General features: G+C 63.7%; 37 protein-coding genes and 1 tRNA gene. 32 read left to right on the top strand and 6 right to left on the bottom strand.

Annotated features, from left to right (window positions below; translation table 11 throughout):
• Positions 1–263 precede the first annotated feature (263 nt).
• The 26 genes from Tal182_RS05470 (at position 264) to Tal182_RS05350 (ending at position 11,577) form a co-directional block, all read left to right on the top strand.
• Positions 264–473: a hypothetical protein gene (locus Tal182_RS05470; protein ID WP_245344817.1), complete on the top strand. Its 210-nt coding sequence runs from the start codon at positions 264–266 to the stop codon at positions 471–473.
• A 67-nt stretch (positions 474–540) separates the two neighbouring features.
• On the top strand, positions 541–852 hold the full coding sequence (locus tag Tal182_RS05465; protein ID WP_085858439.1) for a hypothetical protein: 312 nt from the start codon (positions 541–543) through the stop codon (positions 850–852).
• A gap of 10 nt (positions 853–862) precedes the next feature.
• Positions 863–1,066: a hypothetical protein gene (locus Tal182_RS05460; RefSeq protein ID WP_085858437.1), complete on the top strand. Its 204-nt coding sequence runs from the start codon at positions 863–865 to the stop codon at positions 1,064–1,066.
• A complete protein-coding gene (locus tag Tal182_RS33085; protein WP_281063640.1) occupies positions 1,063–1,191 on the top strand; it encodes a hypothetical protein in 129 nt (42 codons plus the stop codon). The genes Tal182_RS05460 and Tal182_RS33085 overlap by 4 nt, the downstream gene beginning before the upstream one ends.
• A gap of 1 nt (position 1,192) precedes the next feature.
• Positions 1,193–1,525 carry a hypothetical protein gene (locus tag Tal182_RS05455; protein WP_085858435.1) on the top strand — a complete coding sequence of 111 codons (333 nt, stop codon included), beginning with the start codon at positions 1,193–1,195 and terminating at the stop codon, positions 1,523–1,525.
• Complete coding sequence (locus Tal182_RS05450; RefSeq protein WP_125461456.1) at positions 1,518–1,778, top strand: hypothetical protein; 261 nt, start codon at positions 1,518–1,520, stop codon at positions 1,776–1,778. The genes Tal182_RS05455 and Tal182_RS05450 overlap by 8 nt, the downstream gene beginning before the upstream one ends.
• Positions 1,768–1,917 carry a hypothetical protein gene (locus Tal182_RS32125; RefSeq protein WP_164517759.1) on the top strand — a complete coding sequence of 50 codons (150 nt, stop codon included), beginning with the start codon at positions 1,768–1,770 and terminating at the stop codon, positions 1,915–1,917. The genes Tal182_RS05450 and Tal182_RS32125 overlap by 11 nt, the downstream gene beginning before the upstream one ends.
• On the top strand, positions 1,917–2,282 hold the full coding sequence (locus Tal182_RS05445; protein ID WP_085858431.1) for a hypothetical protein: 366 nt from the start codon (positions 1,917–1,919) through the stop codon (positions 2,280–2,282). The genes Tal182_RS32125 and Tal182_RS05445 overlap by 1 nt, the downstream gene beginning before the upstream one ends.
• Positions 2,275–2,649: a VVA0879 family protein gene (locus Tal182_RS05440; RefSeq protein ID WP_085858429.1), complete on the top strand. Its 375-nt coding sequence runs from the start codon at positions 2,275–2,277 to the stop codon at positions 2,647–2,649. Before Tal182_RS05445 ends, Tal182_RS05440 begins: the two co-directional genes overlap by 8 nt.
• The gene (locus Tal182_RS05435; RefSeq protein ID WP_085858427.1) at positions 2,642–3,451 is read left to right on the top strand and encodes a hypothetical protein; all 810 of its coding nucleotides are present in this window, start codon (positions 2,642–2,644) and stop codon (positions 3,449–3,451) included. Before Tal182_RS05440 ends, Tal182_RS05435 begins: the two co-directional genes overlap by 8 nt.
• A gap of 3 nt (positions 3,452–3,454) precedes the next feature.
• Complete coding sequence (locus Tal182_RS05430) at positions 3,455–3,739, top strand: hypothetical protein (RefSeq protein ID WP_085858425.1); 285 nt, start codon at positions 3,455–3,457, stop codon at positions 3,737–3,739.
• A complete protein-coding gene (locus Tal182_RS05425; protein ID WP_085858423.1) occupies positions 3,736–3,993 on the top strand; it encodes a hypothetical protein in 258 nt (85 codons plus the stop codon). The genes Tal182_RS05430 and Tal182_RS05425 overlap by 4 nt, the downstream gene beginning before the upstream one ends.
• Positions 3,986–4,504, top strand: a complete 519-nt coding sequence (locus Tal182_RS32615) for a hypothetical protein (protein WP_245344816.1) — start codon at positions 3,986–3,988, stop codon at positions 4,502–4,504. Before Tal182_RS05425 ends, Tal182_RS32615 begins: the two co-directional genes overlap by 8 nt.
• The gene (locus Tal182_RS05415) at positions 4,497–5,612 is read left to right on the top strand and encodes a phage Gp37/Gp68 family protein (protein ID WP_085858421.1); all 1,116 of its coding nucleotides are present in this window, start codon (positions 4,497–4,499) and stop codon (positions 5,610–5,612) included. The genes Tal182_RS32615 and Tal182_RS05415 overlap by 8 nt, the downstream gene beginning before the upstream one ends.
• Positions 5,609–6,079: a hypothetical protein gene (locus tag Tal182_RS05410; RefSeq protein ID WP_085858419.1), complete on the top strand. Its 471-nt coding sequence runs from the start codon at positions 5,609–5,611 to the stop codon at positions 6,077–6,079. Before Tal182_RS05415 ends, Tal182_RS05410 begins: the two co-directional genes overlap by 4 nt.
• The gene (locus Tal182_RS05405; RefSeq protein WP_085858417.1) at positions 6,076–6,486 is read left to right on the top strand and encodes a hypothetical protein; all 411 of its coding nucleotides are present in this window, start codon (positions 6,076–6,078) and stop codon (positions 6,484–6,486) included. Before Tal182_RS05410 ends, Tal182_RS05405 begins: the two co-directional genes overlap by 4 nt.
• Complete coding sequence (locus Tal182_RS05400) at positions 6,483–6,914, top strand: DUF4326 domain-containing protein (protein WP_085858415.1); 432 nt, start codon at positions 6,483–6,485, stop codon at positions 6,912–6,914. The genes Tal182_RS05405 and Tal182_RS05400 overlap by 4 nt, the downstream gene beginning before the upstream one ends.
• Entirely contained in the window at positions 6,911–7,405 is a 495-nt protein-coding gene (locus Tal182_RS05395; RefSeq protein ID WP_085858413.1) for a hypothetical protein, read from the top strand. Before Tal182_RS05400 ends, Tal182_RS05395 begins: the two co-directional genes overlap by 4 nt.
• The gene (locus Tal182_RS05390) at positions 7,399–7,617 is read left to right on the top strand and encodes a hypothetical protein (RefSeq protein WP_085858412.1); all 219 of its coding nucleotides are present in this window, start codon (positions 7,399–7,401) and stop codon (positions 7,615–7,617) included. Before Tal182_RS05395 ends, Tal182_RS05390 begins: the two co-directional genes overlap by 7 nt.
• Positions 7,614–7,865 (top strand): hypothetical protein, encoded by a 252-nt coding sequence (locus Tal182_RS05385; RefSeq protein WP_085858410.1) that lies wholly within the window; start codon positions 7,614–7,616, stop codon positions 7,863–7,865. The genes Tal182_RS05390 and Tal182_RS05385 overlap by 4 nt, the downstream gene beginning before the upstream one ends.
• A complete protein-coding gene (locus Tal182_RS05380) occupies positions 7,865–8,437 on the top strand; it encodes a DUF1643 domain-containing protein (protein WP_245344815.1) in 573 nt (190 codons plus the stop codon). The genes Tal182_RS05385 and Tal182_RS05380 overlap by 1 nt, the downstream gene beginning before the upstream one ends.
• Complete coding sequence (locus tag Tal182_RS05375) at positions 8,434–9,180, top strand: hypothetical protein (protein WP_085858408.1); 747 nt, start codon at positions 8,434–8,436, stop codon at positions 9,178–9,180. The genes Tal182_RS05380 and Tal182_RS05375 overlap by 4 nt, the downstream gene beginning before the upstream one ends.
• Positions 9,177–9,533, top strand: a complete 357-nt coding sequence (locus Tal182_RS05370) for a hypothetical protein (protein WP_085858406.1) — start codon at positions 9,177–9,179, stop codon at positions 9,531–9,533. Before Tal182_RS05375 ends, Tal182_RS05370 begins: the two co-directional genes overlap by 4 nt.
• Positions 9,533–10,045, top strand: a complete 513-nt coding sequence (locus tag Tal182_RS05365; protein WP_085858404.1) for a hypothetical protein — start codon at positions 9,533–9,535, stop codon at positions 10,043–10,045. The genes Tal182_RS05370 and Tal182_RS05365 overlap by 1 nt, the downstream gene beginning before the upstream one ends.
• Positions 10,042–10,281, top strand: coding sequence for a hypothetical protein (locus tag Tal182_RS05360; protein WP_085858402.1), 240 nt, complete (start codon positions 10,042–10,044; stop codon positions 10,279–10,281). The genes Tal182_RS05365 and Tal182_RS05360 overlap by 4 nt, the downstream gene beginning before the upstream one ends.
• 180 nt (positions 10,282–10,461) lie before the next feature.
• On the top strand, positions 10,462–11,577 hold the full coding sequence (locus tag Tal182_RS05350) for a site-specific integrase (protein ID WP_245344813.1): 1,116 nt from the start codon (positions 10,462–10,464) through the stop codon (positions 11,575–11,577).
• Positions 11,578–11,684: 107 nt separating this feature from the next.
• On the opposite strand, the gene Tal182_RS05345 is transcribed toward Tal182_RS05350, so the two are convergent.
• Positions 11,685–11,761: transfer RNA gene (locus tag Tal182_RS05345), tRNA-Pro, on the bottom strand.
• A gap of 260 nt (positions 11,762–12,021) precedes the next feature.
• On the opposite strand from Tal182_RS05345, the gene Tal182_RS05340 reads away from it, so the two are divergent.
• Positions 12,022–12,429: a hypothetical protein gene (locus Tal182_RS05340; protein WP_010055906.1), complete on the top strand. Its 408-nt coding sequence runs from the start codon at positions 12,022–12,024 to the stop codon at positions 12,427–12,429.
• Between the two features lie 242 nt (positions 12,430–12,671).
• Here the strand turns inward: Tal182_RS05340 and Tal182_RS05335 are convergent, their stop codons facing one another.
• Entirely contained in the window at positions 12,672–15,647 is a 2,976-nt protein-coding gene (locus tag Tal182_RS05335) for an NAD(P)-dependent oxidoreductase (protein WP_085858397.1), read from the bottom strand.
• 798 nt (positions 15,648–16,445) lie between these two features.
• On the opposite strand from Tal182_RS05335, the gene Tal182_RS05330 reads away from it, so the two are divergent.
• Positions 16,446–17,636, top strand: a complete 1,191-nt coding sequence (locus tag Tal182_RS05330; RefSeq protein WP_085858395.1) for a TCR/Tet family MFS transporter — start codon at positions 16,446–16,448, stop codon at positions 17,634–17,636.
• 136 nt (positions 17,637–17,772) lie between these two features.
• Entirely contained in the window at positions 17,773–18,057 is a 285-nt protein-coding gene (locus Tal182_RS05325; RefSeq protein ID WP_020920629.1) for a GIY-YIG nuclease family protein, read from the top strand.
• Between the two features lie 664 nt (positions 18,058–18,721).
• Here the strand turns inward: Tal182_RS05325 and Tal182_RS05320 are convergent.
• From Tal182_RS05320 to Tal182_RS05310, 3 genes are all read right to left on the bottom strand, one after another.
• On the bottom strand, positions 18,722–22,117 hold the full coding sequence (locus Tal182_RS05320) for an acyl-[ACP]--phospholipid O-acyltransferase (protein WP_085858393.1): 3,396 nt from the start codon (positions 22,115–22,117) through the stop codon (positions 18,722–18,724).
• 92 nt (positions 22,118–22,209) lie between these two features.
• On the bottom strand, positions 22,210–22,491 hold the full coding sequence (locus tag Tal182_RS05315) for a YiaA/YiaB family inner membrane protein (protein WP_011424367.1): 282 nt from the start codon (positions 22,489–22,491) through the stop codon (positions 22,210–22,212).
• 47 nt (positions 22,492–22,538) lie between these two features.
• Positions 22,539–23,225: a PspA/IM30 family protein gene (locus Tal182_RS05310; RefSeq protein WP_085858391.1), complete on the bottom strand. Its 687-nt coding sequence runs from the start codon at positions 23,223–23,225 to the stop codon at positions 22,539–22,541.
• A 110-nt stretch (positions 23,226–23,335) separates the two neighbouring features.
• On the opposite strand from Tal182_RS05310, the gene Tal182_RS05305 reads away from it, so the two are divergent.
• Complete coding sequence (locus tag Tal182_RS05305; protein ID WP_085858389.1) at positions 23,336–23,941, top strand: TetR/AcrR family transcriptional regulator; 606 nt, start codon at positions 23,336–23,338, stop codon at positions 23,939–23,941.
• Between the two features lie 210 nt (positions 23,942–24,151).
• On the opposite strand, the gene Tal182_RS05300 is transcribed toward Tal182_RS05305, so the two are convergent.
• Complete coding sequence (locus Tal182_RS05300) at positions 24,152–25,288, bottom strand: Fic/DOC family N-terminal domain-containing protein (RefSeq protein ID WP_085858387.1); 1,137 nt, start codon at positions 25,286–25,288, stop codon at positions 24,152–24,154.
• Between Tal182_RS05300 and Tal182_RS31610 the strand changes: the two genes are divergently transcribed.
• Together Tal182_RS31610 and Tal182_RS05295 are read left to right on the top strand one after the other, a co-directional pair.
• Positions 25,287–25,565: a hypothetical protein gene (locus Tal182_RS31610; RefSeq protein WP_125461455.1), complete on the top strand. Its 279-nt coding sequence runs from the start codon at positions 25,287–25,289 to the stop codon at positions 25,563–25,565. The two genes, Tal182_RS05300 and Tal182_RS31610, sit on opposite strands and share 2 nt — an antisense overlap.
• Positions 25,562–26,341 (top strand): SDR family NAD(P)-dependent oxidoreductase, encoded by a 780-nt coding sequence (locus Tal182_RS05295; protein ID WP_085858385.1) that lies wholly within the window; start codon positions 25,562–25,564, stop codon positions 26,339–26,341. The genes Tal182_RS31610 and Tal182_RS05295 overlap by 4 nt, the downstream gene beginning before the upstream one ends.
• Positions 26,342–26,357 lie beyond the last annotated feature (16 nt).

Raw genomic sequence — 26,357 nt, 5'->3', positions numbered from 1 at the left:
GCCGTGAGGCTTCACTGATCAAAAGTTGCATGCCGTTCTCCTTTGGTTCTTATTAATCCCAAGAACCCGGCCAGAGTCGAGTCGAATCAGCGATATAGATTTTATTTCTATCTCTCACTTGACGCCGTTCGAATGTAGATTTAATTTCCATCTTGTTCCGGCGATGCTCCTCCCCACGCCGGACGGCGCGCAGAACGCCGCCGGTCCGCACTCTCGCGGCCGGCGGCGGCTCGCCTGGAGAGCGGAGGCTCAAGGAGATGGCGATGATCAAAACTGAAAAGAAGAAACCCGTTTCGGCGCCCGTCGTCGATCCCGATGCGGCCGACCAGGACGCAATGTTCAAGCTTTACCAGGAGCGCGGCCCGATGACGGACGTCGACCTGGAGCGCGCCGGCATCAGCAGGGAGAGCCAGGCCCGCAACGCCGCCGCCGTCGCCGAGCGCATCCGTCTCAGCGAGCAGGTTGCCGCCTGAGATCCGGTTCGGCTCCCGCTCCGACCAGGAACGGAGCGGATGCCCAAACGGATGAACGGAGGGTTTCATGACATCCGAAGTATTTGAAAGCTGGGCGATCGTCGAGCTGATGGGCCACCGCAAGCGCCCCGGCCACGCCAAAGAGGTGGAAATCGCGGGCGGTAAAATGCTGCGTATCGATATCCCGGTGTCGGACGGCGAGAGCGTCACCGAGTTCTACGGTACGCCAGCCATCTACGCGATCCGCCCCGCGACCGAGGAGGTCGTGCGCGACATGGCCTACCGAAGCTACGGGGTCGATCCGCGCCCGATCCGCCCAGTCGATTACCGTCCGCAGCCATCGCTGGCGTCGTCGGGCGATGACGATGACTTCAATTGAGGGCCGGCCAATGAACCACTTCACGCCATTCGTGCCGGCGCGCATCAGCCTCGCCGAGGTCCTGATTTCCGACAACAGCGGCCGCGATCTCGAAGAACGCGCGCTCGAAACCATGCGCATGCGGGAGAAGATCCAGCGCCGCGCCGAGGCCGCGATGCTGCTGGCCCTCGGATTCACGCTCGCATTCACTTTTGCCCTGCAGGTGCCAGCATGAGCACCGCCTGGCTGATGACCATCTTCTTCGGCGTCTTCATCGCCACGAGCTTCGCTGCCTGCGCTGTCGCCATCACGCGCGGGGGCTGCAGCAGCGTACCCTTCAAGCGCCGGCGGAGATCCTGATATGGCCGACATCCTCGCCTTCCCCGAACGCCGCCCGGCCGCCCAGCCGCAGCTGCGCGCCGTGCCGCAGAGCACGGCGGCTTACAACCGCAACCAGCTGATCTATGCGAGCGAGGCCTTCGCCGCCGCGCTCGCAGAAACCTGCGGCAGCCTGCGGTTCACCAATGACGGCAATGCCCTGGACGAGACCAGTGCCATCTGTTCCGGCGAGACGCTGCAATCGGCGCTGACCGGTATCATGCATCTTTTGAACCTGCGCGGCATGGCCGAGGACGCGGCGCTGCGCCGCTCCATCCGCCACTGGCTTGAGCGCAATGGAGGTCACCGTGGCTGAAATGCTTTCCCTGAAAACCACCCCGGCCGTCAGCCGCTACGAAGCCGCCCTGGCAGCGCTCGGCATCCGCCTGCCGCTCAGCCATGATCCTAGTTACCCCGGCACGATCATCGACGCCGACGGCAAGATGGTCTGCGTCGCCGACATGCACGGCGAGCGCCCCGATACCGAGGCCGTCGCGATCGCCGAGCTCGTGCTGCTCGCAGTCAACGTCCACGCCGGTTTCTTGCCCGAGGTGCGCCATGCCGGCTGACACACTCTTCCGCGTCCATTTCGAGGACGGCACCAAGCTCGACGTGACGGCCGCCAGCAGCACCGCAGCCACCAAGGCCGCCAGCGACCAGCACGACGGCATCATTCGCAAGGTCAAACGCGTGAAGGGAAATGGCTGATGGAGGAGAACCAACTGCACATCCTCCAGCACTCTCTCGGCCTTGACCAGTACGGCCGAGGTCAGATGCACCGAAATCATTTCGTTACCGGCGCAGGGAGCGACGATCACGCCGCATGCATGGCGCTGGTTGCGCTCGGCTACATGACGCGCCGCGCCAACGTTCAGATTTATGGCGGCGACGATCTCTTCCATGTCACCGAAGTCGGCAAGCGCGCGGTCATCGACGCCAGCCCAGCGCCGCCGAAGCTCTCTGCCGGACAGCAGCGTTATCTTGATTATCTCGACGCGGATTCGAGCCTGTCGTTTGGCGATTGGTTGAAGTGGAAATCGAGACAACGTGCGGAGGCGCGCATCTATGGCTGATATCCGCAAAATCTCAATCGAGGAGTTTCACGCCGAGCTTCGCGCCCAAGGCGCATCGGGAAAGCAGCATCTGGCTTTTCGTTGCCCGATGTGCGCCACGGTCCAGTCAGCCGCCAGCCTTATGAAGGCGGGAGCTGGCGAGAACTTCGAGCAGGTCGAGAAGTTCCTCGGCTTCTCTTGCGTCGGCCGCTTCACCAATGCGGGTTCCCCTCGCCGGGCGCCCGACGATCAGCCATGCAATTGGACGCTGGGCGGCTTGCTTCGGCTTCACAAACTTGAGGTGGTCGATGGTGACGGCGAATGTCATCCGCGCTTCGAAGTCGCCACAGCCGAGGAAGCCGCCGCCTTGGAGACGCTCAATGGCTGACCTCCTCTCTCCAAACCCCAAGCTACTCAAGCTGACTGCCGCCGATATCCGCCTCGGCATGTCGAAGCGCTGGGCGGCGCCCGAGTACGCGATCATGTGGGAAGTGTCGAACGCCACGGGCGGAGGCCGGAACCGCTATGCCGATGCCGTCATCATGTCACTCTGGCCCTCGCGCGGGCTGGAGCTGCACGGCGTCGAGATCAAGATCAGCCGTGCGGACTGGAAACGCGAGGCTGCGGATCCTGCCAAGGCCGAGGCCATCGCCCGCTTCTGTGACCGCTGGTACGTGCACACCGCGCCCGGCGTCGTCGACGATCTCTCCGATCTGCCGCCGGCATGGGGACTTCGCGAATTCGACGGGCGCGCGTGGCGGACGGTCCGCGAGGCCGCCAAGAATGAGCCGGAGCCCATCACCCGATCCTTCCTCGCCGCCCTGCTGCGCCGCGCTGACGACATGATGCGCCTGATGATCAACGAGGCGACCCGCGAGGCGCGCGACAGAGTTTCGGAAGAGATCGAAAAGCACCGCCAGACCCGCGAGCGCGAGATCCAGGAGGCTGCCGAACGGCGCACGGCCAGCCTCAATGACAAGGCGAAGAATTTTGAAGCCTTCGAGGCAGCCTTCGGCCCGGGCAGCCTCGCCAACTGGGGCGTTCACCACGCCGCCCTCGGCCGCGCGGCAAAGGCTTTAAGCGAATGTGGCAAGCGGGGCTACACGCCGCTTGCCACGCGCCTGCGCGCTGCAGCAGACGAGATCGACGCACTCGCCGCGCTCGTCGATGCCGACACGCCGGAGATTTGAGCGATGGAAATCAAAATCACGGGCAAAATAGACGATCCTCGTCAGCGCGTGCTGGCCATAGAGGCCGTCACGCGCTCCATCTGCGATTCAGCGGGAACAGACCCGGCGGATGGCATCATGATGTTGCTGACTGCTGCCGTTCATCTGCAGTCGCAATACTCGCCACGCCCGATGGCGGAAAACATCGAAACTCTCGCCCGATGCTTGGGCGGCGCGACCGTCGCCGCCGAGGGCTTCTTTAGCCTTCGCTCGGTTCCAGCCAACGGAAACGCGGAAGGTGCGAAGTGATAGACCAGCACCATCCCTGCTTTTTCTGCGCCCTGCCGGACTGCGACGAGCGCGATCGGCGCTGCGGCCTCAAGCGCGCACTGAACATCTACCACTCGCTGCTGAAGCGCAAAGAGCCGATCCCCGAGAAGGTCCGCCTGGCGCGGAACATCGCTTACAACGAACTCTACGGCGACCGCCACCGCGAGATCTCGGCGCAGCGATATCAGAAACTCAAGCTCGCACGAACCGACGCGGAGCCTACCCATGTCTGACATCACCCTCTGGAAACCAGAGCCCGATATCCTCATTCACCAGGCGCTCGGCAAGGCTGGAGAGGAAGCCGGCGAGCTCGCCACCATCCTCTTCCGCTGCACCATTCAGGGCCTTGACGCCAGCGAGTCGGTTTCCGGCAAACCGACTCGCAAGTCGCTGTTCGATGAGATCGCCGACGTGCTGGCCGCCACCCAGTGGCTGCGCGATTTGATCGGTGACGAGTTCGACCAGGCGCGCTTTGATCGTAAGCTCGCCGGCTTCCGCCGCTGGCAGGCTATGCTCGAGGAGGATGCCGGGCACGGTCATTGCGACATCTGCGCCAAGCCGATCCACGCCGACGATATCTGCTCCACCGATATCGAACTCGGCATCTGCCACGCCGCCTGCCTGGAAGGTTCGCCGACGGTCGATCTCGAAACCGGCGAGCCGACGGCTGGCAAGATCGACACGTACCGCTATGGCGATATCGCCTCGCCTGCCGGCAACACCGAGGGGGGCGCCCATGTCTGACGGTACCAAGATCGAATGGACCGACGCCACCTGGAACCCGATCACCGGCTGCGCGATCGTCTCCCCCGGCTGCACCAACTGCTACGCCATGAAGCTCGCCGGAACGCGCCTGCAGCATCACCCGAGCCGCGCCGGCCTGACGCGCGACAGCAAGGCCGGCCCGGTCTGGACCGGCGAGGTGCGCTTCAATGAGGAATGGCTGACCCAGCCGCTCTCCTGGAAGCGCCCGCGCATGATCTTCGTCTGCGCCCATGGCGATCTCTTCGCCGAAGGCGTGCCGAACGAGTGGATCGACAAGGTCTTCGCCGTCATGGCGCTCGCACCCCAGCACATTTTCCAGGTGCTGACCAAGCGGCCCGAGCGGATGCGGGGATATCTGCAGGAGATGCAGCGGTGCTTCGATAGTGACGAGCGCGAATTCAGTCGTCGATGGGGCACGGCGGCCGCCGAGGTGTCGGAGTCACCCTGCGCCGCCGGGGCGATCGAGGACCGGGAGTATCCGCTTCCGCACGTGTGGCTCGGCGTCTCGGTCGAAGATCAGAAGCGAGCGAACGAGCGCATTCCCATCCTGCTCGACACGCCGGCGGCAATCCGCTGGATCAGCGCCGAGCCGATGCTGGGGTCGATCGACCTGAATAACATCTGCTTCACGGATGGCGACGCCGAGATCCGCTACGACGTCTTGACCGGCGAAGCGTGGGTCGAAAACAGCCAGAGCGCCAGCGCCTATGATTGCGGCCTTCCGCGCCTCGACCAGGTGATCGCCGGCGGCGAGAGCGGCCCGAGCGCAAGGCCGATGCATCCGCATTGGGCTTATGCGCTTCGCGACCAGTGCTACGACGCCGACGTCCCCTTCCTCTTCAAGCAGTGGGGCAACTGGATCATCGCCAGCGAAGAGAACGGCCACACCGACAGCGCCATGGCAACAAACGACGCCATCTGGCTCGACGTCGACGGCCGCCAGGCCAAACCGAGCTGCGACGGCATGCGCGAGCCGATAGGCATGTTCCGCGTCACCAAATCGCGCGCCGGCCGCTTGCTAGCCGGCGTCGAGCACAATGGCTATCCGCCCCTTCCCGCTCATTTTACCAAGGAGGCTGCAGTATGACGAAACCTAAAAAGCTTCCCGATGACGAAACCCTGCGCCGGCTGGTCGCCGAGGGCGTGACGCGCTCGGAGATTGTCAAGCGCTACCAGGTGCACCGCACGACGCTGCGCGAAAAGCTGACGGAGCTCGGCCTGATCAATGTCGTGGCTTCGGAGCCGTCCCAGCGCAAGCCGTTCTCGCTCGAGGAGGTCACGGAATTCCTGCGCAGCGGCATGAGCTATTCCGATATTGACCGCCACTACGGCCGGGCAGCCGGTTGCGCATGGGTCTACTGCCGCAGCCACGGGCTCATTCCTGAAATCCCGGATCTCGAAATTCGCGAAGACAAGATCGTCATCGGCGTCACTGCCTCCGCGACCGACAGGAGCGGCGCCGCCCGAACTGTCCGCATGGCGATCAGTCTGCCGCCGATCAGCATGTTCGCCGCCGCGCGCCTGCAGCGCAGCGAAGCGAGGATCGGCCGATGAGCGTCACCAATCAGGACCGCGCGAACATCCGCCGCCTCTTCGTCAAGATCCGCCAGGACACCGATCGGCTCGTCGCCGAGAAGGTCGCCAGGACCGGCACGAAGACACACGGCGACATCGACAAAATTATCGCCGCGCAGAACGCGCTGCGCACCTGCATGGAAGTCGTCTTTAACGAATGCCTGCCCTATGATGACGTCTTTTGCGGCGAGATGGCAGTGCGCCTCGCCGCCTATGCAATCAGCGCCGTGCCGATCGAGCGGCACCAGGTCCTGCTGGAAGCTGTCATCGAGGGGCTGCCGGGTGCCCTTGCCAGACGTGTGCGCGAGGGCTCGGTCATCAGGACCCAATGGGAAACTAATGGCGTCCTGCATCCGAATATCCCGCACAAGGGGGATATCCAGTGACCACGCCCGTCCGTCTCCAGCTCTCGCGCCGGAAAGGCTTCAACCTGCAAGCCGTCTCGCGCGCGACCAATGGCCTCGAAGCAATAAAGGTCGATCGCACCTCGCCCTTCGGCAACCATTATGCCTTCAGCAAGGATCCGTTCGAAAAGCCGGCGGTCTGGGATGTCTTTAACCGCCGCACCGTCGTCAAGAGCTGCGCGTCGCGGCAGGAGGCGATTGAATATGCGATCGCCTGCTATCGCGCCGATATCTGCAATCCCGGCCCGCACAATCACCGCCTGATCGACCCCGTCCCGACCCCGGCCGATATCGCCAAGGCGCTGCGCGGCTTCAACCTCGCCTGCTGGTGCAAACAGGGCGAGCCCTGTCACGCCGATATCCTCCTCGAGGTCGCCAACGCCCCGCTTCAGGAAATCGTCTCGCGATGATGATGAAAGCCCTCACCGTCTTTCAGCCATGGACGTCGCTGATCGCGATCGGCGCCAAGCCCTATGAATTCCGTGGCTGGCGGCCGCCGGAGCGGCTGGTCGGCCAACGCCTGGCGATCCACGCCGCGGCCCGGCCGATGCGGCGCAGCGAGGTGCTGGCCTTGCGCATCGCCCTGACGAAAACGCTGCGCAACCCGACAGCCTGTCTGCATCCCGATCTTGCCATCCCGCTGCTCGACAGGATCCTCGAGCAGGAGAAGGGCGCCGTGCCGACCTTCCTGCCGCTGTCGCACGTGCTCTGCACGGCAATCGTCGGCGAACCGAAGCCGAGCGATGAATGCGCCAGCGATTTCGGCGACAACGCCGGCAATGACAGCGATCGGGACAGCACCTTCAACTGGGGCTGGCCGATGCTCGATATCCAGCCGCTGGAACCGCCCGTCCCGGCCCGCGGGCTGCAGGGCCTCTGGAACTGGAGCGGCCCTTGCTGAAGACCGACGCATCCGCCGGCACGGCAAAAATCTTCTGCGACAGCTGTCCGGCCTCGCTGGACTCGGTGCTGGACGCCGACCAGCGCGCCGCCCGCGAAACCGCCGTCCGCATCGCCAAGGTCGCCCGCTGGCTGATCGAGAAAAAGGCAGGCACCTGGCAGCATTTCTGCCCGACCTGCCGCCGATCGAGAGACAAGGGGACGCTGCTATGAGCAAGGAAGCGCAAGTCAACCTCCGCGACACGATGGTCACGGCACTTGCCGACGCCGTCCGCATGGGTGTGCTGACCCAAGTCGAGGCCATGGCCGCCTGTTCGGACGCCTGCGCCGCCATTATCGCAACCATGATCCCGCAGGCGAACCACGCCGAAGCGCTTGATATCGTCATCGAGAAATTGCCGAGGCAGGTCGCGTTCCACACCGCCGAGCTCGCCGCTTATCGGAAGGCGAGGTCGAACTGATGCCCGATCACAAAGCTGCGCAAATGACCATCGACCTGTTCCCCGCCATGCACATGAGCGCGGTCATATCCGACTGCGCCCGCTACCGCGACGAGCTGCGCCGCGTCTGGGATGCGGGCAAGCCGATCCTTGTCGTCTGCATGCTCAATCCATCGGACGCCGATCATCAGCGCAACGATCCGACCGTCCTCGCGCTGATCTGGTTTGCCAAGCTCTGGGGTTATGGCGGCCTGCTGATCGTCAACCTGCACGCCTGGCGCTCGTCGTCGCCAAGGGAGATGATGCGTGCGGCGGACTCGATCGGCCCGCGCTGCAACGATTTTATCGATCGCGCCTTCATCATCGCCCGCCATCAGGATACGCCCGTGCTCGCCGCCTGGGGCGCCGGCGGCGATTATCTCGGCCGCGACCAGTGGTTCAAGGCCCGCGCCCGCCAGCAGCTCGTCGATCTCGTCTGCCTCGGCCTGACGAAGGACGGTTTTCCAAAACACCCGATGGCCCGCGGCCAGCATCGCATCCCGCGCGACCAGCAGCCGATCATGTTTCAGAACGCAAGGGAGATCGCAAGATGACAACCGATGTAAACGGACCCATGCGGCAGCTTTATGTGAAGCTCGCGAACGAAGGCGGCGGCAACTTCGCGGTCGATGTCATCCAGGATGTCGAGTGCATCATCACGGCCGGAAATAGGTCCGACGAGGCCGAACACTTCCGGCTTCTGGCCCGCCACTACATGCAGGCTCTATGCGAAATCGTCGTGGAAGAGGATTTCAACAAAGCGCAAGAGATCGCTTGCGAGGCGCTAGGCAGCAATCCTTCGCCGCAGGTGGCGGGGACCACCGACCTCATCAAAGCGCTGTCTCGACTGACCGGCAATCGCCATTCGGACGGTGTCTCTTCGTTGGTCAGCCCCGAGGATCGCGGGGCAATCATAAATGGTTGCCACAACCTGATGGTCGCGTCGCGCCAAGCTCCCGCGCCTTATGCGGTGGAGTCTCAGGCCATGATAGACGTTGCCGCCGAGCGCCTTCGCCAGGTCGAGGCGGAAGGCTGGACGCCGGCGCACGACGATCAGCATACCGATGCTTCCATGGCACTTGCAGCCGGCAGCTATTGCGAGAGCGCAGCACGGCCGACAATCCTTGCCAAGAAGCCGGGCTCGGCTTTCGCCGTCCCCAAGCTATGGCCGCAATCATGGAGCCGCGACTGGTGGAAGCCGAAGTCGCCCCGCGAAGATCTCGTGCGCGCCGGCGCTCTCATCATCGCCGAGATCGAACGACTTGATCGCGCTACCGCAACTGAGGGCAATGGATGACCGACCAAGCATACGAGATCGCTATGCTCAGGGAGCGCCTTGAGAAGATCGACAATCAGAGGCACGCCGCGCTTCAGGAAAACCATCGTCTCGGCCTCGTCATTGACGAATACCGAAAGCAGATGGCGGGCCAGTTCGTCACCGCTAGGGACCTTCGTGACTGGTTTGCTGGCCAGGCACTACCGCAGTTCGTCGCCATCAACGACAAGGTCACGGCAGGTCGGAAGGATGTCTCCTACGCCTTGGCGCTCAGAGTGACTGCCCAGCAGGCATATGCGCTGGCCGACGCGATGATGGAAGAAAGGCTCAAGCGTCAGGCCCCGGCACCTGGACCGGAGGGGACGGCTCCCTGATGGCAACCGAGGCGGAAAAGCGCAAGCTCGAGCAGATCCGGCAGGACCTCGCCACGGTCGGCGCCGACTGGGCGATCGAGGCCGATGGCGCGAGCCTCGCCCTCGTCGTGCGCGATCCGGTCGACGGTGGCCCGCGCACGATCGCCGCGATCGCGGCCGACGCGCCCTTCACCTTCCAGGATTTCCTGATCCGCGCCGGCGAGCGCCAGCAGTTCCTGCTGGACATGCTTGATCGCTGCAGCCGCGCCTATCGCAAGCTGCTCGAAAAGCAGCCGAAGCCGAAGCGCTATGCCGCCGAGTGCGCCATGAAGTGCCGAAACGACCAGGCCTTCCGCCAGTTCCTGATCGAGCGCCACGGCCTGCTCGACGCTACCGACTTCGAGCGCATCAAGACGAAGATCCGCTTCATCCTTCGCATCGAATCCCTGAACGATCTCGACACCGACGAAGCAGCCGCCGGCCGCTGGAAAGATTTCCGCGCCGCCTTCGAGCAATGGAGACGCGGGCAATGAGATTGGGAATCCGTCAGCTCGAACTACTCCGAACCATAGGCACCACGAGCGCCCTCGTCGTTTCGAATCCGGTCAGCCGCCGCCTCTGCGAACTCGGCCTGATGCAATCGAGCGATCGGGACGGAAGCTTTGCTTACGTTACGCCGGCGGGCCTGCGCGCGCTTGCCGACGCTGCAGAGGCGGGTCGCGTCACACTTTTTGTCATGCCGAAGGTCGGGAGGACGCCCCGTGATTGATGTCGATGACTACGGCCCCGACGATCTGATCCCGCTTGCGAAGGCCGCGAAGCTGTTGTTTCGTGGCGCTCTGACGAAATCCTCCCTGCGCACCGAAGCCAGGAAGGGCAATCTGGAAATCATCCAGGTCGCCAACAAGGACTTCGTCACCAAGAACGGGATAAAAGGGATGATTGAAAAATGTCGCAAAAGCGAAAACCGGCAAGGCTCTGGCTCAGACCAGACACAGGCACCTGGTTCATCAAGGACGGAGACAAGCGCGTCCCCACGGAGTGCGGCGAAGCTGAGGTTGAGGCAGCTCAGAGAAAGCTTGCCGAATACATCGACAGCCAATACCGGCCGCAGCGCAGCAGTCGTGCCGCTGAAGTCACGGTAGCCGACGTCGTCATCGTCTATTCCGAGGAAAAGGCGCCCTCTACGGCGCGGCCGAAGGAGACGCTGGCGATGCTGGAGAGGATTACCGATTTCTTCGGCGACATGGTCCTGACCGAGGTCAGGGGGCAATCCTGCCGCGATTATGCCATCGACCGCGGCAACCCGGGCGGCGCGCGCCGAGACCTGGAAATGTTGCGAGCCGCGATCAACCATTACCACGCCGAGGAAACCCTCGACATGGTGCCGAAGATCACCCTTCCGGAGAAGGGCGAGCCGCGCCAGTCATGGCTGACGCGGCGCGAGATTGCCAAGCTCCTGCTGGTGGCGATGGGGTGGATTCCGATCGCATTCGACGTCGACACGCGCGAGCCGATCAGGTGGGAAAGAAGCGGCTGGCGCTACCCGCATCTCGTGAGGATCATCCTCATCGGCCTCTATACCGGCACGCGGCTTTCGGCGATCCTGAACCTGCAGTGGATGCCGAACACGACAGGGGGCCATATCGACCTCGATCGCGGCGTCATCTACCGCAAGGCTCAGGGCGAGCGCACGATGCACAACAAGCGCAAGACGCCGGTCAAGATCCCGCCTCGCCTTCTGACCTTCCTGCGTTACTGGCGAAAGGCCGACACCACGAAAGATGCGCAGGGCCGAGACGTGACCCTTCGCTATGCCGTGCATTATTTCGGGGAAAAGATCGTCAAGCCGCATAAGGCGTTCCGCTCGGTCCGATCGCTCGCCGGCTTCGGCGACGACGTGACGCCGCATGTCCTGCGCCACACCCGCGCCACCTGGCTCGCCCAGGCCGGCGTCGAAATCGAACAGGCAGCTGCATCTCTTGGAATGACGGCGGAAGAATTTGAGCGGACCTATGCGCACGCAAGTCCGGACTTCCAGCAGCAGGCCGCGAACGCTTTCTAAGCGGTCCGGGACATCAATCGGTCCGCAATCGGTCCGTTGATTTGAAAAGGGCTTTCGCGAGGAAGTCGGTTCGGGAGTGAAAACCCTTACACTGCAAGGGTTCTAGCTGGTCGGAGTGGAGTGATTCGAACACTCGACCCCCACGTCCCGAACGTGGTGCGCTACCAGACTGCGCTACACTCCGTGACCAGCGGCGCTTCTATAGAACAGCCTATCTGGTTGCACAAGCACCAAATTTCAAAAAACCGAGGGATTTTTTGACGTTGATGACAGCGGCCGGAATGGGCCGCTGCAGCAAAAAGACACACCGCAAGCAAATCGAACGGAAGTGCAAAAGGGGCAATTTTCTTTTGCCGGGTTCCGCGCTAAAGGGCTCGGCGGGACAGGCGAAACCGCCGCGACGGCGGCTTCGCAGCCATTGCGCTAGAGATCAGGGACGACACGATGAAACTCCGCACCATTACCGCGGCCGGGCTTGCAATTGCGCTTGCCGGATGCACGACTATTCCTTCCGCTGGCAATCCGATCGAGGCCCGCTGGGTCGGCAAATCGGCGGGCATCTTCTTTGCCGCCTACGGGCCGCCGATCAGCGACCGCGAGGAAGGTGCGAGCACCATCTATACGTGGCGCGGCGGCTACAAGACCGTGCGCATTCCGGCGAAATATGCCGAAGGCGCCGATGGCAAGCGCGGCAAGCAGATCGCCGCCGCCCGCACCGCCTATCTGCGCTGCCAGGCCGAAATCACCACCAATTCCGATTACACGATCCGCGACATCCGCACCGTCGCCGACATTCCCGGCGTCAACGGCCCGTCCTATTGCGCCGAGTTCCTGGCGCCTGAACAGAAGTAACGGGCAACCGGAAGAGACGAAAACAGGCGGCCGATGTGCCGCCTGTTTTGTTTTGGGCTGCTGCGGATCGTTACAGGCTAGCGGCCTCGGACGCGGATCACGGAACGAATGATGATGTGAGGTTGTGCCGTGCGGCCCCCTCATCCGGCCCTGCGGGCCACCCACCGGGGTCGGATGAGGGGGCTGCACGGCACGGCGTCAGCGACAGAAAACCATCGCCACTCGCCGTGCCGTCGATAGCCCTACCCCTCCGCCGGCCCGTACAGGCCGAGCTGGTCGAGAAGCGCCCGCTGCCGGTTGGCATTTTCGACCAGCAGCCCGGTGTAGCGCTCGACGATCCGGTCGCGGTGATCCGGATCGGAAACGGCCGACAGCGCGCCGGTGATGGCGGCGATCTTTTCCGAGGTCCGGCGCAGCTCTTCCAGCAACTCCGCCTTGCCGCCGGCCTCCGCGACGACCTGCTTCGTCACCTTGCCGATGCCGGCCGGCGTGCGGCTGCCGGCGGAGACGTAACCCTCCGGCAGGTCGCCCTTGAGATTGACGACCGACTTGAAGCGGATGACGTCGAAGATCTGGTCGACCGCCTGCTTGGCGCCGGTCACCCGCGAGGGATGGTCGGTGTCGGCGGCGGCATGCGGCAAGAGCTCGAGCTTGCCCTTGTGGCGCTCCTCGAGCGGCAGGTAGGGCAGCATCGGGCCGCTGAGTGCGCCGGTCGCGGCATCCCGGAAGAGGTCGGCGTCGATCGCCGCATGGGCGATCTTGCCGGAGGCAAGGGCTGCATCGAGGGCATAGGGATCAACGACTTCGCCGCGGTCGTAATTGACCAGCACCGCGCCGTCCTTCATCGCGGAGAGCACCTTGGCATCGACGGTGCCGGCATTGGAATAGGTGCCGGTCGATGCATCGAGGCGGCCGAGGCCGATATGGACGGAGAGCACGTCGGCGCCGGCTGCCGCTTCGACCGGGCTTGCGGCATAATCGAAGCCCTCCGCCTCGATCCAGCGCCGGTGGTGCTCGCGGGCATAGATCGCCACCTTCATGCCGAAAGCCCTAGCGAGCTTGGCGACTTCGCGGCCGATATTGCCGTAGCCGAGAACGGCAAGCTTGCGGCCCTCGAGCTTTGCCGTCGGAAAATCCTTGAGCTGGCGGCCGGTATCGAAATCGCCGCCGGCGACCATGCGGTGCAGCCGGTCGACCGGCAGGTCGGGCATGACCTTCAGGATCGCCTTGAAAGCCATCTGGGCGGTCGCCCGGCTGTTGATGCCGGGCGTGTTCATCAGTGGCGCATCGCCGCCCTCGCCATTGCCACCGCCCCAGGAGGCCGAGCCCATATTGCCGGTGCCGGCGCCGATGCGCACGCCGCCGAGCGGAAAGACCGAGGCCTTCGGGATGAAGGTCGCAGCGGCGATCAGCGCGTCGTACTGGCCCTTGTCGGTCTGCGGCAGGATCTCCGCCTCGGTGCTGAGGTTCGGCTGGTAGAAGAAGTGGATGCGGCCCTTTTCGAGCGCCGAACGATCGCTGAGCGGGCCGAGATGGAAGCTGCCGCCCTTTTCCTCGATATAGGCCTTGACCTCGCTGTAGTCAGGCTCGCCATCGGCACCGAAGCGCAGGCCCACCAGATCGGCGATCAGCACCGTATAGGCGCGGTTCGGATCGTCCTTGCGCACGGCGCCGTCGGCCTTGGCGGGGGCCTCGAAGGTGACGCCGTGTTTGGCGAGCTCCTCCTCGAGTACGACGATCTTGGCGCGGAGATAGGCATATTGCAGGTTTTCCAGCAGCGCGACGACATCCTCGGGCTCGCGGATGCCGCCGACCCAGGCGCGGTAATCGCCGGGGGTGCCGGGGAAGGCATTGACATAGCGGGCCGAATCGAGGCCGGGCTCATATTCGCCGTTCGGATGGGTGATGCCCTCATAACCGAGCAGCTGCTTCGAGCGGGCGATGATGCGGGCGTGGATGCCGGCATCGGTGATATCAGCGTCCTCGACCTTCAGCAGCGTCACGGCGGCACCGCGGCGCTCGGCATCGGTGACGGTCAGCGACAGCAGCGGATGCGACTTGACCCATTCGTCGATCACCGCGCGGTTGGCGGCCGAGCGGCGGTTGAGCTCGACGATGGTGCCGACCCGGGCTTCCGACTGCAGCAGGCCGAAGGTGGTCTCGGCAAAGGCGAGCGCGCTGTAGGTGTTGATGACGCCGCCGAGCATGCGGTCTTCGGCCGGATCGTAGAACGGGCCGGCATCGACCGAGCGCTTGGCGGAAAACGGCTGCCGCGGATCAATCGGCGGCGCGATCTTCAGCTGGCGCGGGATCGCCCAGGCGGGGTCCTGCTGATTCTCTTCGATCAGCGCCAGCGCATGCGGCGTGAAGGAGGCAACGAAATAGCCTGAGATGCCGCCGATCGCCTTCTGGAACGGCATGAACAGGCAGCACTTCGCCATCACGGCGCTGACGAGCTCGGGCTCCCAGGGCATGGCGCCGAGCATCGAGGTGGCGTCGAACACCGCATGGCGGTTGGCCGGATCGCCGTCGAGCCAGCTCAGCAGCTCGCGGATCTCGGCGCTGGTATAGGCATTGGCCCCTGTCGTCTCGTGGCCGACGCCGACGAAGATCGACACGCCGAGGCTGGACAGTTCGGCCGCCGTCGGGATCACGCCTTCGGAGGCGGCGAAATGAATGCGGCTCTCGCAGCCCTTTTCGGCGAAACGCTGCATCTCGATCAGCTGGGTCGCCCAGGACTGGCGGAAGAAGCCGGCGGCCTTGGACGGATCGCTCTCCGGCCGCGGCGTATCGACATAGACGCGCTGGCCGGCGTCGTTGGCATTCATCAGGTGCTGGATGCAGACGGTGAAGCCGCTATGGCCGCCGCCGAGCCCGACCGCCATGCGGTTGGTCTTGGGAAAACCGAAATAGCGATGGATCGCCCGCATCATGTCGGTCAGGATCTTATCGGCCGGATAGCCGCGATGCATGCTGCGGGAAATCTCGGCCGTGGTGAAGCCGCCGATATCGTTGCCCTGGTCGTCGAACTTGCGATAGGTCTTCTCGATCCAGGCGTCGAAAGCGATGCGCCTGAGGCGGCTGTCCACCTCGTCGGTCGTCGCATCGGTGATCGGCCCGACGCCGAAGAACGGGTTGGACGGCAGCTTCGGCGCGCCCGACGCGGTCTGTCGAAGGGCGTTCAATCGCTGTTCCTGCATCTGCGCGATATCTGTCATGGCCTGCCTGTCTCTGTCCGGAGCTGAAGTTGCCTTCATGGTGAAGCCACTGTTCCGGCGAGACAACCTCATATGCGCCGAACGACAGGCGAAACGCGTCATTGGTGGCCGTATCGTTGATGATGGCGCGATGGGCGGCGGGGCGCGATCCGCTTTCCAGTCTGCAGATCGGCGGTACTGGGATGACTGAGGAGAAGTGGTGCTGGGATGGAGGGGCAGAGGTGGTGCCGCGAGCTGGATCGCCGGTGCGTCTGGCAACAAAGCCAACCCACACTCTCCGTCATCCCAGGGCTTGACCCTGGGATCCACAACCAAGCACGCGGACTTCTATTTCTCTGCAGTGGGCCGCCTTCGCTGTTCGCCCAGTGCCAGCCGCATGGATCCCAGGGTCAAGCCCTGGGATGACGGAGGAGAAATGGTGCCCGGGATGGAGGAGGAGAGGTAGTGCCGGGACCAAAAGCGCGCCGGGCGCGATGAGCGAACCGCGAGTGCGGCGTCACAAAGTGTCACATCCGCAACCACCCCCCCCAACACAAAAACGGGCTTGTCGCGCGCAACCATTCGGCGTATCTCTTGCCCGTCGCGAAAAGCGACTGCCTCCCTTGATCCGCTCAGTGGCGGAGTAAACAGGTGGACGAATGGGTCGTCCAGGCGGTCGAGCACACGCCCTCCATGCGCCTCGGCCATGGTGCGGCCAGCACCTCCCTGAAACCAGTGCCTGACCAGATCAGGCCTCATCGTGAGCCATCGGCGCACTCTGTCGGCGCTTGTGCGCTCGCGTCGACCCGGAACGCACCCATGACCAGATCCTTCATCGTCATCTTCACCGCCATTGTTCTCGATGCCGTCGGCATCGGGCTGATTTTTCCGATCCTGCCGTCGCTGCTGCAGGACATCACCCATGCGGCAAACGTCGCGCCCTTTATCGGCGCGATGACGGCGCTCTACGCGCTCATGCAGTTCATCTTCGCCCCCGTGCTCGGAGCGCTGAGCGACCGGCTCGGCCGCCGGCCGGTGCTGCTGATTTCGCTGGCGGGCGCCGCCGTCAACTACCTGTTCCTCGCCTTGGCGCCCAATCTGACCCTGCTGTTCATCGGCCGGGCGATCGCCGGGCTGACCAGCGCCAATATCTCGGTCGCCACCGCCTATATCACCGATATCTCGCCGGAGGAGAAACGCGCCCGCCGCTTTGGCCTGTTCAACGCCATGTTCGGCCTCGGCTTCATCATCGGCCCGGTCGCCGGCGGCGTGCTCGGCGATCACTGGCTGCGGCTGCCCTTCATCGCGGCGGCCGCGCTCAACGGCGCCAACCTGCTGCTCGCCATCTTCGTCCTGCCGGAATCGCGTCCCGGCAGCCGCGAGACGATCGATCTGGCGGCGCTCAATCCGCTGAAGCCGCTGCGCTCGGTGCTGGAGGTCAAAAGCCTGCTGCCGATCGTCATCCTCTTCTTCATCTTCAGCGCCACCGGCGAGGCCTACGGCACTTGCTGGGCGCTGTGGGGCAGCGATGCCTTCCACTGGAACGGTCTTGCTATCGGCCTTTCCCTCGGCGCCTTCGGCATCTGCCAGACGCTTGCCCAGGCCCTGCTGCCGGGGCCGGCCGTCAAACTGCTCGGCGAACGCGGCGCGATCCTCACCGGTGTTGCCGGCGTCTCACTCGCGCTCACGGTCATGGCCTTTGCCGGCCAGGGCTGGATGATCTTCGCCATCATGCCGATCTTCACCCTCGGCGGCATCGGCGTGCCGGCGCTGCAATCGCTCGCCACCCGGCAGGTCGACGAGAACAGCCAGGGCCAGTTCCAGGGCGTGCTGGCCTCGGCCGTCAGCCTCGCCTCGATCGTCGCGCCGCTCGGCTTTTCCAGCCTCTATTTCCTCTTCAGGGCGGAATGGCCGGGCGCCATCTGGCTCTCGGTCGTCGCCGTCTACGCGCTCACCGTGCCGCTGGTGCTCGGGTTGCGGCTGAAGACGGCGGAGCGGGTTGCGGGCTGAGGCTGCTCGGCAGGCCGAGGCGGTGTCGATACGGGATCTGCTCCCGATCTTCCGGCGCGTATAGCGACAAAGCCAGCCACACGCTCCGTCATCCCAGGGCTTGACCCTGGGATCCACAACCAAGCACTCTGCCGGCATGGCAGGATATGTTTATATCGTCACGAACCAGAAAAACGGCACCCTCTATATCGGCGTGACATCCGATCTGGAGCGCCGCATCTATGAGCATCGCGAGGGCCTGACGCCGGGCTTTGCCTGGAAATATGGCTGCACCCGCCTCGTCTGGTACGAGGAACATTGGGACATCGGCAGCGCCATCCAGCGCGAGAAGTCATTGAAACGGTGGAATCGGCAATGGAAGATCGATCTGGTCGAAGCGATGAACCCCGAGTGGGATGATCTCTATCTTACGCTGTGGTGATGCGACCGTGGCGGGTGCGGCCATGGATCCCAGGGTCAAGCCCTGGGATGACGGAGGAGAGGTGGTGCCCGGATGGTGGAGGAGCCGTGTGCCGGGATGACCGTGGAGGGTGGCGGAGGAGGAGAGAAGCTACCAGGCCCACGGCGGCGAGGTGGTGCCGGGGCTCACAAGCCGTGCCGGGCGCGAGGAAGCGAACCGCGAGCGCGGCACCCGAAGCGCATCGCCGGTGCGTTTGGCGAGAACGCCAACCACACTCTCCGTCATCCCAGGGCTTGACCCTGGGATCCACAACCAAGCACGCGGCCCTCAATCGTTCCCCCGACGCCATCGCCGTCTGCTCAGTGCCAGCCGCATGGATCCCAGGGTCAAGCCCTGGGATGACGGAGGAGAGGTGGTGCCCGGATGGTGGAGGAGCCGTGTGCCGGGATGACCGTGGAGGGTGGCGGAGGAAGAGAGAAGCTACCGGGCCGACGGCGGCGAGGTGGTGCCGGGGCTCACAAGCCGTGCCGGGCGCGAGGAAGCGAACCGCGAGCGCGGCACCCGAAGCGCATCGCCGGTGCGTTTGGCGAGAACGCCAACCACACTCTCCGTCATCCCAGGGCTTGACCCTGGGATCCAGAACCAAGCACGCGCCCGAGTGCCTTCCCCTGAATCCAATGCCCGCCTACGCCGCCTCCCCCGCCTGCACCGCACCCTCCGCCAGTTTCCGCGCCGCGACGAAATCGACCTTGCCGGAGCCGAGCACCGGCACCTTGCCGATGGTGACCTCGGCCGGGACCATCATGTCCATCGCGCCCTTCGATTTGGCGAAGGCGAGGAATTCGGTGCGGGTGGCGGTTTGGGCTTCGGTGAGCAGCACCAGGCGCTCGCCCTTCTTGGGGTCGGGGAGGGACGAGACGACCGAAAGCGCGCCGGGCCAGAGTTCGGCGGCCAGCGTTTCGACGGCGGCGAGCGAGATCATTTCGCCGCCGATCTTGGCGAAGCGCTTGGCGCGGCCGCGGATCTTGACGAAGCCGTCCTCGTCGATGGTGACGATGTCGCCGGTGTCGTGCCAGCCATCGGCGAGCGGCTCGAGCACGCCGGGCTTTTCGGCGCGCAGATAACCGGCCATGACATTGGCGCCGCGCACATGCAGCCTGCCGCCCTCATCGATGCCGGGCACCGGTTCGAGCTTCCATTCCATGCCCGGCAGGATTTTGCCGACCGTGCCGGAGCGGTTGTACATCGGCGTGTTGATGGAAATAACAGGCGCGGTCTCGGTGACGCCGTAGCCTTCCAAGATGCGCAGGCCGAATTTTTCCATATAGGTGTTGCGGGTCGAGGCCTTCACCGGCTCGGCGCCGGAGAAGATGTAGCGGATCGAGCGGAAATCATAAGGATGCGCCGTCCTGGCATAACCGTTGAGGAAGGTATCGGTGCCGAAGATGATCGTGGCGTTGGAGACATAGATCAGCTCCGGCACGATGCGGTAATGCAGCGGCGACGGATAGAAATAGACCGGCACGCCGGAGATCAGCGGCAGCACCGTGCCGGCCGTCAGCCCGAAGGAATGGAAGACCGGCAGGATGTTGAACACCTTGTCGCCGCTGTGGAAATCGATGCGGGCGGCGGCCTGGGCGGCGTTCGACAGGATGTTGCGGTGGGTCAGCACCACGCCCTTCGGCGTGCCTTCCGAGCCCGAGGTGAAGAGGATGACGGCGGGATCATCGGCCAAGCGTTTCACCAGCGGCCGGCCCTTGCGCAGCAGTCCGCGGATCTTGTCGAGCGCGCCGATCTCGGCCCTCACATCATCGAGCCAGACGATCGTCACCTGCTTTTGCAGCTCCTCGACGACAGGGCCGAGCTTGGCCTGGGCGACGAAGGCGCGCGAGGTCAGCACATGTTTCACCTCGGCAGCCCTACAGGCGGAGAGGATATTGGCGGCGCCTGCGGTGAAGTTCAGCATGGCCGGCACCTTGCCCGCGCTCATGACGCCGAGAATGGTGGCGGCGGCGCCATTGGCATTCGGCAGCATGACGCCGAGGTTTGCCTCCGGGAAACGGTCGCGGAACTTGGCGCCGAGCACGGCGGCACCGGTCAACAGCTTGCCATAGGTAAGGCTGCCGGTGACCGGATCCTCGACGGCGAGCTTTTTCATGCCGAATTCCTGGGCCGCCTGAATGACGCGGCCGAGCACGGTCGACGAGGTATCGGCGGTTTCGAACAACAGGTTCGACATCACCTGATAGAGCGCAGCGCCTGCCGCCGTGCGGCGCTTGCGGCCCTTCAGCTCCGGCGACACTTCCAGCTTCACCGGCTCGAGAATGGTGACCTTGACCTTGGGGAACAGCCGGCGGCGGATCTTGCCGTCGCCGAGATAGGAGAGATAGCTCTTCTCCAGCCCGTCGATTTTCACAGGCACGACCATCGAGCCGGTCTTGTCGGCGACCATGGCTGCACCGTCATAGACCTTCATCAGCGTTCCCGTCACCGTCAGGCGGCCCTCGGGGAAGATGCCGATCGGGCTGCCCTCCTGCACCACCTTGATCAGCGAGCGGGTCGCCATCGGCTTTGTGGGGTCAAGCGGCAGGAATTTGCACATTTTCAGGAAGGGCCGCACCCACCAGGCTTGGGCGATCTTGTAATCGACGGCAAAGGTCGGCTCCTCCTCGGTGATGGCGAGCGCCAAGGCCCCGTCGAGCAGGCTGACATGGTTGAGCGCAATGATCGGCGCGCGGCCGGCCTTCTTGATATTCTCCAGCCCCTCGACCTCGAGGCGCATGAAGGCGCGGAACAGGATCGAGATGAAATCGCGGAAGGCATTGGTCGGCAGCGTCTTCAGCATCAGCCAGGCGACCGCGAAATTGAGGATGCCGAGGCCGATCAGAATCTGCGGAATCGAGGCGCCGAGCGCCTGGATGACGGCGACAAGGCCGAGGCCGACGGTGATGAACAGCGCCGACAGCACATTGGCGGCACCGATGACGCGGGCGCGGCGATCCTCATGCGCCCAGGTCTGCAGCGCGGCGAAAGTCGGCACGGCGATGAAGGCGCCTGATATGGCCATGCCGGCGAGATCGATGGCGACGCGGATGGTATTCTGCCCAGCGAAGAAATCGAGGATCGTCGTCGCATGGGCGGTCGAGGCCAGGCCCCAGAGGTTCCAGGCGAGATCGAGGCTGAAGAGGCCGAGCAGCGCCGTGCCGACAGGGGCCGGCAGCAGCACGATGCGACCCGACGACATCCAGGCGGCGATGCCGGAGCCGACCGCGACGGCGATGGCGAAGACGGTGAGATAGGCGGGCACGACGAGCTCGGAGCCGCCGAGCAGCTCGGTCACCATGGTCGGCAGGATCGACAGCACGAAGGCGCCGACCAGCCAGAACCAGCAATTCATCAGCGCCGAACGCCACAGCCGCTTGTCCTCGCGGATTTCGCGGACGAGCGTGTAGCTGGAGCGGATGACATTGCGGTCGATCTGAAGATCCGGCGCCTTCGAGCCGGTCGGCGGGATCATCCGGCTGGCGAGCCAGCAGAGCACGGACAGGCCCATCATCATCGAGCCGAACAGCAGCACATTGTCGCCGCTGGAAAAGGCGAGCGCGGCGATGATCGTGCCGCCGAGGATGGCGATGAAGGTGCCGCCCTCGATCCAGGCATTGGCCTTCGGCAGGTCGCGCCGTTCGAGATGATCGGGCAGGATGCCGTATTTGATCGGCCCGAACAGCGCCGAGATGACGCCGAAGCCGAAGAGCGCCGCCATCAGCACAAAAATCGAGGAGAAGCCGAGGCCGACGACGGCAAGGGCGGCAATGCCGATCTCGCAGCGTTTCAGCAGTTCGGCCACCTTGGCCTTGTCGTGCTTGTCGGCGATTTCGCCGCCGAGCGCCGAAAGCAGCAGGAAGGGCACGATGAGGATGACGCCGGCAAGCGTCACCAAAGCCGCACCCTCGCTCGCCGACATCTTGAAGAGGATGAGGAAGACCAGCGTATTCTTGAGGAAATTGTCGTTGAAGGCGGTCAGGAACTGCGTCCAGAACAGCGGCGCGAATTTCCTCGATGTCATCAGCTTGTGTTGCACGGCGGGACCCTCTTTCGATTGGCAGAGAAGGCCACAGAGTTGTTACGCAAAAGTTGAATGCGGCAACAACTCTGCGCTGTGGTTAAGGAAGATCAATCTTCATCGCTACGATTGAATTTGACCAGCAGCTTTTCGGTGCGGGCATCTTCGACCTTGCGGATCAGCTTCTCGGATTCGGCGTTGTCGCGCAGCGTCTTGGTGATATTCACCGTCGTCTGCACCAGCATCAATATGCCCATGGCGAGATAGCCTTTGCCCCAGAGATCGAGCGGCATCATGTAAAGGCCGAGCGCCAGCATGAAGGCGGCGGCGCCGAAGGAGATGTAAGAGAAGCTGACCCAGCTGGCGGAGTGTTTCTGGAAACTGTCGTTCATTGCAGTGGCCCTTCAATTTTTAGGGGTGAATGGTTGAATGGATGAATTCAGGCGGCCGGCGTGATGCGGCTCTTCAGCCGGGCGAGCACGTCATCGGCAGACGAAGTGAGCGGAGCGCCGCAGCCGGCCTTGGCAAGCTTTTCGATGATGCCGGCCGGCCGCGTGGCGCTTTCCATGTCCTTCAGAGCGGCGGCCGTCAGTTCGTTCTGGCTCTGGCGCAGACGAAGGCGGGCAAGCGTCTCCTCGGCATCGTCGAGTGTCGCCAGGCCGGAGCCGGCGACCGCGACATCGAGCTTCTGCGCCTCTTCAGTCGCCCGCGCCAGCCGCTCGCCGCGCTGCAACTCCTGCAGCCGCGCCTCGGCGGCGCGGACGATGCCCTTCAGCTTGGCGATAGCAGTGGTGAACTGCGCTTGCGCCTTTTCCGACGCATCGCGCTCGGCTTCGAGAAAGGCGATCGCCTCGGCCGCTTCCCGCGCCAGCCCGTCATTGCCCTTGCCGAGCGCCGCGATGGCGCGGCTCTCGAGATCGGCGATGCGGCCGACGATCGTCTGATGCTGCGCCCTCTCCTGCTCGTTCTGGGCGATGGCGACGGCGACGCTGCGGCGCGCCGACTGGATCGATTGCGCCGCATCGCGGATCTGCTGGGCAAGCAGCGGCACGGCGTTGCGATCGGCAAAGGCCTGCTCGGCATCATGCGCCCTGCCCCGCAAGAGAATGGAAATCAGTTTGAACATTTCTTGCCTCCGGTTTATGAACGTTGTTCACGAGTGCTGTTATGGCAGAATCATGAACGGCGTTCAAGATAAATTTTGAACGCCGTTCAAAAATCGAAGTGGAATGGTGAATGGCCGGCAGGCGAGAAGAAAAACGCGAGGATTTGAAGGCGCGGCTGATCGAGGCGGCGCGCGAGCGCATCGCCCGCGACGGGCTGACCAATCTGCGCGCCCGCGACATCACCCAGGGTGCGGGCTGCGCGCTCGGCGGCCTCTACACCGTCTTTACCGACCTCGCCGAGCTCGTCATCCACGTCAATTCCTCGACGCTGAAGGCCTTGGAGGCGAAGCTGACGCTGCCCGAGGCCCGCGACAAAAGCCCGACCGACCGCCTCCGCAACCTCGCCCAGGGCTACCTCGCCTTCGCCGTCGAACACCGCAACCTCTGGAAGGCACTGTTCGACCACTTCCCCCCCGACACCAGCCCGACGCCGCAATGGCACCTCGACGAACACCTCTTCCTGATGGACGTGATCGCCGAACCGCTCGCCGAACTGCAGCCCGACATGCCGCCTGAAGACCGCGCCATCCGCGCCCGCACCCTCTTCAGCGCCGTCCACGGGGTCGTCAGCATCAGCCTGGAAGGCCGCTTCGTCGGATTGCCGCTGGAACGGCTGGCGCGCGAGGTGGACGAGCTGGTGCAGACGATTGCGGCCGGGGCGGAGCGGAGACGGTAATTGGTGGAGGTTGGTGCGGCTGCGGGTTGGTGAGGTTGGAGCTTGGCAGAAACGCTCCCACACACTCCGTCTTCCTCGGCCTGGAGCCGAGGATCCATGCCCGCCCAACAAAACCGCCAACGATTTTACCGACCGGGAAATTTCGCGGCCTCAACCCATTCCATATCGCCAAGGTATCCCGAGCGGTAAATTTCCCTGGGCCGGCGCCAGCTACTCGCGCACAATCCGCAGCAGTGGCTCAAAGCTGTACAGAGCCGGACGCCTGCCTGCGGAGGGCTCCAATGTTCTAATGAGCTCCTTCTCGACTAGTATGCGCGTGAACCGGTGCGCAGTTGCTTCCGGAATCCCCGACTTGCTTGTAAATACATTGTTCCGGAAGACGGGACGCGAGAACAAAAAATCCAGAGCCGAGGTGCTCCATTGAGATGTGAGGATCTGCGGAAACTCCCGCTTAAGCTCGTCATAAAGGTCGCGAATCCGTTCTGCGGTAGCAAGGTTCTTATTAGCCTGGGTTTCAAGCGCCTCTAGAAAGAACACAACCCATTCGGTCCACGCACCGGACTTCGAAACCTCGCGCATCCTGTCAATATATTCGTCGCGTCGATCCTCGAAGTAGCTACTAATGTAGAAGTGAGGAGCGGATATTGCTCCATATTTCCATAGCATCAGGGTGATGAGCATCCGCCCGATCCGGCCATTGCCGTCCTTGAACGGATGCAATGCCTCAAACTCAAGGTGGGCGACGGCTGTCTTGATCAGTATCTGCCAATTCCTATCTTCGACGAATGAGAAAAGTCTCTCCATACCATCATTGAGCTGCTCCGGACGCATCGGGACAAAATGCACTTTGCGGCGCATGCGGTCGGCCAGGTAATTTTGCTCAACCTTGAATTCACCGGGAGAAAGATGTGCACCTCGGCCAAAGCCGAGCAGAACCTTGTGAGCGCTCTTGATAAGGAAGCTTGAAAGGGGCGCGCCTTGCTCGATACTGCGCTGCGCCGCGGTCAGGGCTCGGCTATAGAGGAAGACTTCGATCGCTTCATTTCGATAACGGCCTTCCGGCTCATTACCGCCTTCCTCCTGATCTGCCTCATACCGCAGGACTTCGTCGAGAGTACTTACGGTTCCTTCCATTCGGGATGAGACGACAGCTTCCTGATTGCGCAGTGGCGCAAGCAGGATTTCGCTATTGTGCATGCCTTTGAGCATCTGATCGTAGCGCGCAAGCGCCGCTGATGCCGAAGCAATGGGCATTATAAGCTGGTTGGCGTCAATCCTCTCTGGAGGAAACTGGTCGTAATGATATTCTACAGCATCTGATAGGTCGAGGTTCGGATGTTTGGCCATGCTTGACTTTCAGATTTCAGGAAATTTGCCAGGCAAACAGCCTTGTCTGCATCATTATCAACTCAACGAGGCTTGTCTATCAAAAAACGCAGATATTGAAAGACAAACCGTTTTGAGTGTGCCTCGTGAGAGTCAACCCGGCTTGAGGTCTGAAATTACTGTTTTTTTGAGAGCCAACTCTATGGTGCTCTTCCTTGTGCTCCATCCGAAAGCTCGCACCAAAGCTGCCAAAGGGAACGAGCAAACGCGCCACCCACCGCGAAAGGAAACCCCATGAGCCGCATCTTCATCACCGGTTCCACCGATGGCCTCGGGCTTGCCGCCGCCCGCACCCTCATCAGCCAAGGCCATGACGTCGTCCTCCACGCCCGCTCCCGCGAGCGCGCCGCCGCCATCGGGGAGACATCAGCCGCCGCCCTCGGCCTCGTCATCGGCGATCTCGCCAGCGCCGCCGAGACGCGCTCCATCGCCGAACAGGTCAACGCCATCGGCCGCATGGATGCCGTCATCCACAATGCCGGCATCTACCTCGAACGCAGCCGCGGCGAAACGCCGGAGGGTCACGCCAAGACGCTGGCGGTCAACCTGCTCGCCCCCTATCTCCTCACCGCCTGGATCACCCGCCCCGACCGGCTGATCTATCTCACCAGCGGTATGCACCGCAGCGGCGCCAGCACCCTCGACGATATCGATTGGAAGCGGCGGCCCTGGAACGCCAGCCAGGCCTATTCGGAAAGCAAGCTCTACATCGCCACCCTTTCCGCCGCCCTCGCCCGCCACTGGCCTGACGTGTTCAGCAACGCCGTCGACCCCGGCTGGGTGCCGACCAAAATGGGCGGCGCCGGCGCCCCGGATGATCTGGAGATGGGGCACCTCACGCAGACGTGGCTGGCGACGAGCGATGATGCCGCGGCCAAGGTCAGCGGCGGGTACTGGTATCACCGGCAGCAGCGGGAGGCGGCGGCGGAGGTTGGTGATGCCGGGTTTCAGGATGCGCTGGTGGGGAGGCTGGCGGAGTTGACGGGTGTTCGGTTGTTTGCGGAGCATCCTTAGGGCTCCAAATGCGCCG

Origin of the sequence: Rhizobium sp. TAL182, from assembly GCF_002117725.1 — a bacterium.
Lineage (GTDB): Bacteria > Pseudomonadota > Alphaproteobacteria > Rhizobiales > Rhizobiaceae > Rhizobium > Rhizobium esperanzae.
The sequence above is the reverse complement of the archived record's forward strand: the minus strand, read 5'-3'. Positions and strand labels throughout refer to the sequence as shown.